The organism is Flavobacterium araucananum (assembly GCF_002222055.1).
GTDB classification, from domain to species: Bacteria; Bacteroidota; Bacteroidia; order Flavobacteriales; family Flavobacteriaceae; genus Flavobacterium; species Flavobacterium araucananum.
On record NZ_MUGS01000042.1, the window covers coordinates 44,197 to 55,754 of the forward strand.

The following is an 11,558-nucleotide window of genomic DNA, read 5'->3' on the forward strand; positions in this document are numbered from 1 at the left end:
TGTTTATTTGGTTAATCGTGTAACTGTTTATACGTTTAATAGATGAACCAAGTATTATGTTTTTTCTTTTTTTGGAGCTAATCCCGCTATTCGCTTCAAACGAAGTTCACTGAACTCCGATTAAAATAAATGTTTTAGTGAAGTAATCTTTTATTTTTTTAAAGAAAAAAAATAAAAGGATTTCCACTTCTATCGGGGCTAGGAATTTAGTTTACAGTCTCAGTTTGCTGAAAACGGAGACTGTAAACTGTAAACTAAACTTTAGACTCCAATGCTTTCATTACATCTACTAAAACCTGTACACTTTCGATAGGCATAGCATTGTAAATAGAAGCTCTGTAACCACCCACAGAACGGTGTCCCGGTAATCCTGAAATTCCTGCTTCTTTCCATAAAGCATCAAACGTAGCGGTATGATCAGCATTGTTTAATAAGAAAGTAACATTCATTTTAGAACGATCTTCTACTGCTGCAGCACCTTTAAATAATGGATTTCTGTCGATTTCAGCATAAAGTAAATCTGCTTTTGCGTCGTTTAATTTTTCAACAGCAGCAACTCCGCCTTTTTCTTTAATCCATTGTAATGTCAATAACGAAACATAAACTGCAAAAACAGGTGGGGTATTGTACATACTTTCTGCTTTGATATGTTTTGCATAATCTAACATACTTGGAATTGTTCTTCCTGTTTTTTCGAGGATTTCTTCTTTTACAACTACCAAAGTAGCTCCTGCAGGGCCCATATTTTTTTGAGCTCCGGCATAGATTAAATCAAATTTAGTAAAATCTAAATTGCGGGAAAAAATATCAGAACTCATATCGCAAACAACCGGTACATTGGTTGTTGGGAAGTCTTTTATCTGAGTTCCAAAAATGGTATTGTTACTGGTGCAGTGAAAATAATCTGCATCACTTGGTATTTCGTATCCTTTTGGGATATGGTTGTAATTTTCTTCTTTTGAAGAAGCTACAACAACAGTTTCTCCAAAATATTTTGCTTCTTTTATTGCGGCAGTTGCCCAGGTTCCGGAATCTAAATAAGCAGCTTTACCGTTTTCTTTCATTAAGTTGTACGGAGCCATTAAGAAAGCGGTACTTGCACCACCTTGCAAAAATAGAGCTTGATATCCTTTTCCCTGAAGTCCCAATAACTCTAAGGCAAGGGAACGAGCTTCATCCATAACGGCAACGAAATCTTTGCTTCGGTGCGAAATTTCAAGAATAGAAAGTCCTGAATCATTAAAATTTAATATAGCTTTTGATGCTTTTTCAAAAACTTCTTGAGGTAAGATACTTGGTCCTGCGCTGTAGTTGTGTTTTTTCATGGTTGTTGTTAATAGACGAAAATTTTAAAGAGGCAAATTTCGGCAATAGGAGCTGAAAAAGCGATAAATTATTCGAAATAATTAAACATATTTTTACTTTGTTGTTAACAAAAACGTTATAGTATCTACGTTATCTGCATAATCCCACAATTGAGGATTTTGCGTCTGACCAAATGCAATACTATTTTTAATAAGATCATTGCTTGCGATGCACTGAATTTGTTCAGCATCAGCATTAAGACGACTTTGCAAATCTTCGAGAGAATCGTAAAATTCATAAAAAACGCTCGAAATTGGCGAGGCATAACTCGGATCTTCTTTTAGGGTCAGGAAGCCATTATCAAGCAATTTAAAGTTGCTCATTAAAAATACGGCTTTGTTGTAGTCGTAATTATTAGCATATTTCTCGTAATGAATTACGTCCTGATATTTGAAAATTGCCTGAAAAAAGGCATCAAATGAATAACCTTTTGGCACAAAAAGTTTCGAAACATTACGGCATCCTAAACCAAAATATCTAAAAATATCTTCGCCTAAAGCTTCCAGTTCTTCGTGCGTTTCTTTTCCGTTTAAAACAGCAACAGAATTTCTGTTTTTTCGAATGATCGAAGGTTTATCTTTAAAATAATATTCAAAATAACGTGCAGTATTGTTGCTTCCTGTAGCAATTACAGTGTCAAAATTTTCTAGTTTACCTGTCACAAAAGAGATCTTGCTTTGCAAACTTTCATCAGCAAAAATTAAGTATTTTGCCAAAAAAGGAAGTAAATGCTGATCGTTTGAGGATGTTTTTATCAACGCTTTGTTTCCTGTAATCAATACCGATAAAAAATCGTGAAATCCTACCAGCGGAATATTTCCGGCTAAAATTAAAGCTACGTTTTTTTCTGTTTTATCAGGCTGGGCAAAGTCCTGAGCATACTGAGAAAGCCATTTGTCAATGTTTTCTTCGGTTAGGGCGTCTGCCCATGATTTTATTGCAAAATATACTTGTTCAGGTGTATACCATCCGTTATGGGATTGTGATAAATGAATTAGCTTTTCAAAATCATCAAAAAAGGCTTCATTGTGCAAAACGCCCGCTTTTTTTACGGATTTGTCTTCGGAAAACTGACTTAAAAATTTTCCTAATTCAACAAAAACACTTTTTTTTGTTTCTAATGTCATAATGTTTGTTTATGAATTGTTTTGATTGTAATTTTGCACAAAAATAAGGATAAATAAGTCGAAAGTCAAAAGTCATTATGTCACAATGATAAAAATGCCTTTTTTGTGTTTTTTTTGACTTTATAACTTTAAGACTTTTAATTTTAAGACGATAAAACGATGGCAATAATTATAACTGACGAATGCATAAACTGTGGGGCTTGTGAACCGGAATGCCCAAATACAGCAATTTATGAAGGAGCTGATGATTGGAGATATAAAGATGGAACCAAACTTTCAGGAAAAATAATTTTACCAGACGGAACTGAGGTTGATGCTGAAGATGCTCAAACACCAATTTCTGACGAAGTATATTATATTGTTCCGGGAAAATGTACGGAGTGCAAAGGTTTTCATGACGAGCCGCAATGTGCTGCTGTATGTCCTGTCGATTGTTGCGTACCAGACGATAATCACGTAGAGGATGAGGAAACCTTGTTAAACAGACAAGCGTTTTTGCATGGTGATGAATAATACTTTGTAATTCTAAATATATAAATCCTGAGTTTGCGCTCAGGATTTTTTTTGCTTAAATGTTTTTTTGTAAAATCTTAGATTATTGATTTTTAATGTTTTAGTTTGTGAGTATTTATTTATTCATAAAAAATTAATACTTTAGTTGAAAATTTAATAACGCCTATGAAGAAATACATACTTTTATTTGTGGTATTATTTAGTATGAACGTTTTTTCGCAAAACGAAGAATACTCTATTGTTGTTAAAGACATAGAAACACAATTGCCTATAGAAAATGCAATGGTGGTTATCATGAAAACAAAACAAACATTAATAACGAATGAGGACGGGAAAGTAACTTTTGCATTAAACGGTGCCTCTAGTGTTCAGATTTGCGAAACTAATTATGAAAAAGTGACAATTCGTTGGGATGCTTTAAAACCGGATTTATTTGTAGTTTATCTTAAAAATAACAATAATAAATTAGATGAAATTGTAGTCTCAAAAGAAAAACCAGAAAAAAACCTTCAACGTATTGTTTCTAATTCAAGGGAAAAACTTGCCAATTCATACCGTTTAAAAGTCTATGTGAGAGAGTTTTTTATGCTTGATAATAAATATTCTTACTATAATGACGGATTGGTAAATTTTCAATTTGAAGGAAATCAAAAGAAATCAACTACAACATTATTAGTAGAGCAAAATAGATCTTATGGATTGCTTGAAGCTGATGTTAGTACGGATTTAATGGGGTATAATTTGAATAATATTATGGAGAATTATTCAAATTTAAAATATTTTGATCCTCTTTTAGATTCAAAAACAAAAAAAGAATATGAGTTTACAACAACAGGACATCCTAATAATAAGGATTATTATATAATGTCTGTAACGCCATTGGATAAATCTAAAAAAGCACTTGATACTTTTGAAATTATTTACGATCCGGTAAAAAAGTTAATTGTAGAATTTAGTATTATTATAAAACCCAAAAATCTCGATCAAATTGAAGAAGAAACAAAAGTAGGTTCTAAAAATATTACCAGATCTGAAATTAAGGTAATTTACAGAATTGATGGCGAGGATTATTATTTACTGAGTTCAAATGAAGAAATTGCTTATGATTTAGTTTTAAAAGATAATAAAGTCAAGAATATTCAGGTGCGAAATCATTTTATTACAACCAATTTTAACAAACAAAATTTCACGTACAGCGAAAGTGATGTTTTTAAGGAGAAAACACTTTTTAATAAAAAGAATAAAGTGATGACAAAATATTGGGATATTTCCGGATTTACTGCTACTGACGAAGAAAAAGGACTTATAAACGCTTTAGAATTTAAGCTGTAGTTTTTTTTATGGCTACAATAACATACGTATCATAAGCATAGGTTTTGCGGTCGATGGTTTTAATAATTTCAAAATTATTAAGATATAAAAAAAGCTGAATTTCGTTGAGCGTAAAAACACGAACTGTCGAAAAATCATTTTCGATAACTTCTTTTTCACCATCAAAAAAAGTATAATATTGAGCAGTCCACTCGAGCATAAAATTTTCCAGCGAATTGTTGGTGTCCCAATGACTTTCTCTTATGTATTTGATGTTTTGAAATTCGGCTTCATGAAGTATTACAGGATTTTCTTTTGTAAAAGGAATGAATCGGTTGGCATCAATAAAATCGAAAATCAGAAGACCATTTTCATTTAAGTTTTTATGGACAGCCTCAAAAGTTCTGTTAATATCATCATTCGTAATAAGGTAACTGGTAGATCTTCCGGTTATTAAGATAGAATCTACAATTTTTTCCAGTTTAAAATCCCGCATATCTCCTTGCGTAAAAGTGCCCTTTTTGTTGCGCGTTCTGGCAATAGAGATCATATCGCCGCTGTAATCAAGACCTTGATACTTTTGATTATTTTCAAGAAATCTTTTTGCAAGATTTCCTGTTCCGCTGCCTATTTCGAGAATATGGGCGCTATTGTTATCCGGAATCAGATGGTTGTAAAAAGCATATTCTTCGTCATAATTAACAAAAGTCTGATACATTGCATCATAAATCGCTGCCATTTTTCCATCATATAAATTTGCCATAACTACTAGTTTTTAATTATAAAAGTATAAAAAAGGGCTGTCATTTAAGACAGCCCTTTTAAGTATTTAACAAAGCCGAATTTAGAATTTATAGTTTACAGATAAATTAAACATAGTTCCTAGTTGACTAAAATGGAATCCATCATAAGTCATTCTGGAGTAACGCTGGTTAAATGTAAGCAAGTTAGATTGTTGTTTTGTTTGTGCAGGATCTGCAAGTAATGCGGCTCCGGCAGCGTTTTCTGCTTTAAATTCCCACTCTGGCAAAACATTAAATAAGTTATTTACGTTTAGTGCGATAGTTAATTTTTCGGTAGCGCTAAAGTTAACACCTAAATCAGTAACAATTTTAGGAATGAATTGCGTTTTAAGATTTGGTTTAGAATCATCTCTTACTGAATTTCCATCGGCATCTCTTACCAGATTTCCATTGGCATCTCTAACTTCATTAGAAATTAAACCATCTTGGTTAAAAGTAGTTTTTCCAAAATAAGTGTTATTTAAAGAAAATCCGAATTTACCAATTTCGTAGTTTATTCCAAAAATCCATTTTGTATCAGGTCTTGATGTAAAAGTTAAGGAATTCAGGATATCTCCAAATGAATTGTTGTTTATTGGAGAAATTCTTTCGTTTTGTAATGTAATATTTCCTGATAAGTTAAATCCTAATTTACCTTCACCAATTCCAATATTATTATAATTCGCTACTACATCTAAACCAGAAGTTCTGGAATCGAATGAGTTAGAAAACCAGGCTACATTTCCAAATTTAGTATTTTGTCTGTCCCCTAAAACAATTCTGTCTTCGACTTTGATATTGTAATAATCGATCGTGAAATTGAAGTTTCTAAAAGGTTTTGCACCAATTCCAACCGTAATGTTTGTTGATTTTTCAGGATCCAAAGAAGGAATTCCTAACTGGCGTGCCTGAGGAGAAACGTTATTAATGATTCCGCTAATCTGAATTCCCTGACCGGCTACAAAAGAATATTGTGATTTTTGAGTATAAATCTGGTGCAAAGTAGGCGCTCTGAAACCTGTAGATACAGATCCTCTTAACGTAATTTTGTCATCAAGGAATTTATATCTTGTGCTTGCTTTCCAAACGGTTGCACCTCCAAAATCGCTGTATTCTTCGTGACGAACAGTACCGTTTACTAAGAAGTCTTTTGTAATATCAAATGCAACATCCAGGTAAACACCCACATTATATCTGTTCCATTTTCCTGAATTTTCAGGTCTGTTTCCAGCAAACGAGTCAGCACCAGTACCGTCCCAGGAAGCTTTATCACCTTCGATAACTGTAAAATATTCCGATCTGAATTCTGTACCAAAACCTATACTGATCTGGTCTGAAACGATTTTCGAAACATCAATGTTTCCAACAACGTGATTAAAAGAAGTTCCACCCGGTTTAAACGAAATTGGGCTGTTTTCTCTGTAAACATTGTTTCCATCTGCATCTACAGTGTTTGATCTGTTTACAGAGTTGTTTACTGTATAAACTTGTTTGTTACCACCAACTGTTAAACTTGCGTCAGTATTCCAGCCATTTTTTGTGTTTTTAAACCCTAAAGTTCCATTATAATCTGTCAGATCACCTTCAAAAGTAGGACCATAACCATCATAAGAAGGATTTACAGGATCACCATTTCCAAAGAAATCATTCAGATAAGGATCACCTGACAAAGGTCTCCAATAAGGTGTTCTGAAATTGGCAAATGATTTTACTTTTTTGTAAACATAAGCAGCATTATAATATAGGTTGGTATTATCGCTGATAGCATTTCCACCATTAATTAAGAATTTTGCCGCAGCAGTTTCAGGAGAGCCATTTACGTTTCTGGCATCCGGATGTCTCGATAGAAACTGATTTACCTGAGCGACATCTGCAGCAGATCCGCTTAAAAAATCATTTGCTTCACCTTGAGCATCAACAGTTCCGGGTCTGTTTGCTAAATTTACTTTAGAGAAATCTATCGTATAATTTAAAAAACCTTTTTCTCCAACTGTAGTACCGTTATTTAAGCTTACTCCCAGCATTTCGCCATCGCCCTCAGACGTAATTCCGCTTCTTACTGTTAGGGATCCATCAGTGCTGTTTTTCTTTAAAATGATGTTCATAACCCCGGCAATAGCATCAGATCCGTATTGGGCAGAAGCACCATCACGAAGAATCTCAACTCTTTCGATTGCGTCTGTTGGAATTGCAGAGATATCTGCACCTGTTTCTCCACGTCCCGGAGAAGTTTGTACATAAAGCAATGAGCTTAAGTTTTTACGTTTACCATTGATAAGGATCAAAGTTCGGCTTGGTCCCATATTTCTAATTTCGTATGGATCCAGTAACGAAGTAGCATCATTTACAGGAGTTTGCACCGTATTAAACGATGGGATCTTGTATTGCAGTGCCTTATCAAATGTGGCTTGCCCGGTCGAAGTTAAATCCTTGGACGAAAGTACATCTATAGGTAGTGCACTTGTGGTATTACTTCTGGCAGCTGTTCTTGATCCTGTTACGACAACTTCGTCAAGATTTTGCCCGCTTTCCTCGGCCAGCGTAATATCAATTTTTGCTGCATTTGCCAGCTTGGTTGTGCTGGTGAAGCCCATGTAAGAGAAGATCAGGGACGCGCCTTCTTTTACGGTTATTTTGTAAGAACCATCGATATCCGTAGATACGCCATTGTTTGTACCTTTTTCAATAATGTTGACACCAGGCAGGGGATTTCCTGTATTGTCCTTTACGACACCCGTAATTTGCTTTTGTGCAAAAATAAATACGGTGTTAAATAGAAAAAATAAAATTGCAATTTTTCTCATGTTAAAACTTGTTTTGGTTAAAAATTTGTATGTGGTTTGTTAAATATTGTGATAAAAATAGGTTTATTTAACAAAATATTAATAAAAAGTTTGAATTTTTTTAAGAAAAGTACTAAAAATACATTAATCATCATTTTTTGTTTAGTTGAGAGCTATTAAATCTTATATTTGCAAAATTTTAAGGGCAAAAACTAACATTTTAGCAATAAATTAAAAATAGGAAAAAACAGCTAAAAAACGATTGAGTCAGTTGGTATGTATTTGATATATAATCAGTAACAGTAACGCCTGACGAGATAAAAATCAATAAAAAAACAAATATTATCTAAATATGAAAGCAGGAATTGTAGGATTACCAAATGTTGGAAAATCGACTCTATTTAATTGTTTGTCTAATGCAAAAGCGCAAAGTGCGAATTTTCCGTTTTGTACAATCGAACCTAATATTGGTGTTGTAAATGTTCCGGATCCAAGAATCAACAAGTTAGAAGAGTTGGTAAAACCAGAGCGTGTACAAATGGCAACTGTAGATATTGTTGATATTGCAGGGTTGGTAAAAGGAGCAAGTAAAGGTGAAGGTCTTGGAAATCAGTTTTTAGGAAATATTAGAGAGTGTAATGCTATTATTCACGTTGTACGTTGTTTTGATAATGATAATATTGTTCACGTAGACGGAAATGTAAACCCAATTCGTGACAAAGAAACTATTGATATCGAACTACAGCTAAAAGACTTAGAAACGATCGATAAACGTTTAGAAAAAGTAAAACGTGCTGCAAAAACCGGAAATAAAGAAGCTCAGACAGAAGAGGCTTTATTAAACCGTATTAGAGAAGCCTTATTACAGGCAAAATCTGCAAGAACAATCGTTCCTCAAAATAATGATGAAGAAATTTTGATGGAAGCCTTCCAGTTAATTACTTCAAAACCGGTTTTATATGTTTGTAATGTTGATGAAAGTTCAGCAGTAAGCGGTAACAAATATGTAGATCAGATTCGTGAATTAGTAAAAGATGAAGGTGCCGAAGTAATCATACTTTCAGTAGGAGCAGAGGCTGATATTACCGAATTAGAAAGCTACGAAGAGCGTCAGGTTTTTCTTGAAGATATGGGATTAACAGAGCCGGGAGCATCAGTTTTAATTCGTGCAGCTTACAAGCTATTAAAACAACAAACGTATTTTACCGCTGGTGTAAAAGAGGTTCGTGCCTGGACCATCAACATTGGTTCTACAGCGCCTCAGGCAGCTGGAGTTATCCATACCGATTTTGAAAAAGGATTTATTCGTGCAGAGGTAATTTCATACGAAGATTACGTTCAGTACGGATCTGAAGCAAAAGCAAAAGAAGCAGGAAAATTTAAAGTTGAAGGAAAAGAATATATCGTAAAAGATGGTGATGTAATGCACTTTCGTTTCAATGTATAGTTTTCTGAGAGAGTAAAGAGAATAGAGTAAAGAGAATAAAGAATAAAGAATAAAGAGAATAGACTAAACTGCTGGAGAAATTTAGCAGTTTTTTTATGCTCGGAAATCATTAAGATTACTATTGTCAGGCTGAGCGGAGTCGAAGCCTGCCAAAGTGTAGCAAGCCTTCGACTCCGCTCAGGATGACAGTCTTTTCCAAAAGAAAAATCTGCAAAATCTGCAAAATCTGCAAAATCTGCAAAATCTGCGAGAAAAAAAATAGGCACAAAGCATAAAAAAAAATCCGTTTAAATCCGCGCTTTCGCGTTAGCGAATCCGTATAATCCGCGTGCTATTTTTTAGGACCAGTTTCCAGCTTTACACTTCAAGATTTTTCCTGAATTTATTTTTTGTCCGGCATAAAAAGAGCTTCTTCCAGTCGCTTTTTCATCGCCACAAAAAATATAAATTAAAAAAAAATGCTTTCCATTTCAATCTGGGGTAGTTTTAAAATCAAGATATTAAGAGTTTTGAAGAAAAAAGGAAGATAGAAAAAAGAAGTGTTAAGAATTTTTTGGCTCAAAAATTGGTTACAACAAAAAAGCACTATTTCACCAACCAAAAACAAACCATCAAATGCTAATAAAGATCTTCAAATTTCTAGGCTGGACAATCCTCTCCATTATTTCTTTTCTTGTTTTATACCTTATTTCAGTATATATTATTTCTAAAATTACGGTTAATGCTGATATTGCCAAAGTAAACGAAAAAGACGCAATTCCTATTTACATCCTTTCCAACGGAGTTCATACTGATATTGTAGTTCCTGTTGTGAATGATAGTAAAGATTGGCGTAAAGAAATTAAGTTCAGTCAAACAAAGTCAAAAGACAGCTTGATGCAATATATTGCTTTTGGCTGGGGCGACAAAGGTTTTTATTTGCATACACCCGAATGGTCAGACCTGAAAGCAAGCACAGCACTAAAAGCGGCATTTGGAGTAAGTTCATCAGCGATGCATACTACATTTTTCAAGCAATTAAAAGAAGGAGAGGATTGTAAACGCATTCTGGTTTCAAAAGAAAATTACCAAAAGCTGGTAGCTTATATTTCAGAGAGTTTCCTTGATCCTAACCATCCGCAGTGGATTGAAGGTTATAGCTACGGAACGAAAGATGCTTTTTATGAAGCCAAAGGCAGTTATAGCTTGTTTTATACCTGTAATACCTGGGCAAATTGCGCCTTAAAAGCCGCCAATCAAAAAGCAAGTTTATGGACGGTTTATGATAAAGGGATTTTTTGTCATTATCAATAAAAGTTTTTCATTTTTTATCTTCTTAGGTATTTATGTAGTCCCTACGGGACAAAATTCACCGGTTGGGAATTATTTTTTACCAATATTTAATCTCTACGAGATATATTTCGAGAGATTAATATCTTTTGAATTCTAGAGGATCTTTTTTCGTTTCTTAAAACAGGACTAGATTGTGCGGTCATATCGCTATAGAAAGAAGCGAAAAGAAAAATTAAAAATGCTTTTGTGAAGTTTTCATTCATTTTGTAACGCTTAATATATGTCGTTCCTATGGAACTTTATGTTGATTTTATTTTCAATCAACGGATTAAAATCCGTTGCTGCAAGATAGTTCATTCCTACGGAATTTTTTGAGAGCCTTCGGCTCGCATTATTTTGTAGGGACGGATTTTAATCCATCCAAAATGATCCAAATATTCAAACTTTTGCTAAGTTTTCATTCATTTTGTAACGTTTAATACATGTCGTTCCTATGGAACTTTATGTTGATTTTATTTTCAATCAACGGATTAAAATCCGTTGCTACAAGATAGCCCATTCCTACGGAATTTTTTGAGAGCCGTCGGCTCGGATTATTTTGTAGGGACGGATTTTAATCCGTCCAAAATGATCCAAATATTCAAACTTTTGTGAAGTTTTCATTCATTTTGTAACGCTTAATATATGTCGTTCCTATGGAACTTTATGTTGATTTTATTTTCAATCAACGGATTAAAATCCGTTGCTACAAGATAGCCCATTCCTACTGAATTTTTTGAGAGCCGTCGGCTCGGATTATTTTGTAGGGACGGATTTTAATCTGTCCAAAATGATCCAAATATTCAAACTTTTGTTAAGTTTTCATTCATTTTGTAACGTTTAATATATATCGTTCCTATGGAACTTTATGTTGATTTTATTTTCAATCAACGGATTAAAATCCGTTGCTACAAGATAG

Annotated in this window: 8 protein-coding genes; 4 read left to right on the forward strand and 4 right to left on the reverse strand. The window is 33.7% G+C overall.

Going from position 1 to position 11,558, the window contains the following annotated elements; genetic code table 11:
• Positions 1-254 precede the first annotated feature (254 nt).
• Both serC and B0A64_RS18340 read right to left on the reverse strand, forming a co-directional pair.
• On the reverse strand, positions 255-1,325 hold the full coding sequence (serC, locus tag B0A64_RS18335; protein ID WP_089480952.1) for a 3-phosphoserine/phosphohydroxythreonine transaminase: 1,071 nt from the start codon (positions 1,323-1,325) through the stop codon (positions 255-257).
• A 93-nt stretch (positions 1,326-1,418) separates the two neighbouring features.
• Positions 1,419-2,492 carry an acyl-CoA reductase gene (locus tag B0A64_RS18340; RefSeq protein ID WP_089480953.1) on the reverse strand — a complete coding sequence of 358 codons (1,074 nt, stop codon included), beginning with the start codon at positions 2,490-2,492 and terminating at the stop codon, positions 1,419-1,421.
• Between the two features lie 159 nt (positions 2,493-2,651).
• On the opposite strand from B0A64_RS18340, the gene B0A64_RS18345 reads away from it, so the two are divergent.
• Together B0A64_RS18345 and B0A64_RS18350 are read left to right on the forward strand one after the other, a co-directional pair.
• On the forward strand, positions 2,652-3,005 hold the full coding sequence (locus B0A64_RS18345) for a 4Fe-4S dicluster domain-containing protein (protein ID WP_089480954.1): 354 nt from the start codon (positions 2,652-2,654) through the stop codon (positions 3,003-3,005).
• A 165-nt stretch (positions 3,006-3,170) separates the two neighbouring features.
• Positions 3,171-4,337, forward strand: a complete 1,167-nt coding sequence (locus tag B0A64_RS18350) for a hypothetical protein (RefSeq protein WP_089480955.1) — start codon at positions 3,171-3,173, stop codon at positions 4,335-4,337.
• Here B0A64_RS18350 and B0A64_RS18355 read toward each other — a convergent pair.
• Both B0A64_RS18355 and B0A64_RS18360 read right to left on the reverse strand, forming a co-directional pair.
• Positions 4,327-5,079, reverse strand: coding sequence for a class I SAM-dependent DNA methyltransferase (locus tag B0A64_RS18355; RefSeq protein WP_089480956.1), 753 nt, complete (start codon positions 5,077-5,079; stop codon positions 4,327-4,329). The two genes, B0A64_RS18350 and B0A64_RS18355, sit on opposite strands and share 11 nt — an antisense overlap.
• An 81-nt stretch (positions 5,080-5,160) precedes the next feature.
• A complete protein-coding gene (locus B0A64_RS18360; RefSeq protein WP_089480957.1) occupies positions 5,161-7,902 on the reverse strand; it encodes a TonB-dependent receptor in 2,742 nt (913 codons plus the stop codon).
• Positions 7,903-8,233: 331 nt separating this feature from the next.
• Between B0A64_RS18360 and ychF the strand changes: the two genes are divergently transcribed.
• Both ychF and B0A64_RS18370 read left to right on the forward strand, forming a co-directional pair.
• Positions 8,234-9,328 (forward strand): redox-regulated ATPase YchF, encoded by a 1,095-nt coding sequence (ychF, locus tag B0A64_RS18365; protein WP_089480958.1) that lies wholly within the window; start codon positions 8,234-8,236, stop codon positions 9,326-9,328.
• 615 nt (positions 9,329-9,943) lie between these two features.
• Positions 9,944-10,621 carry a TIGR02117 family protein gene (locus B0A64_RS18370; RefSeq protein WP_089480959.1) on the forward strand — a complete coding sequence of 226 codons (678 nt, stop codon included), beginning with the start codon at positions 9,944-9,946 and terminating at the stop codon, positions 10,619-10,621.
• Positions 10,622-11,558: the final 937 nt, after the last annotated feature.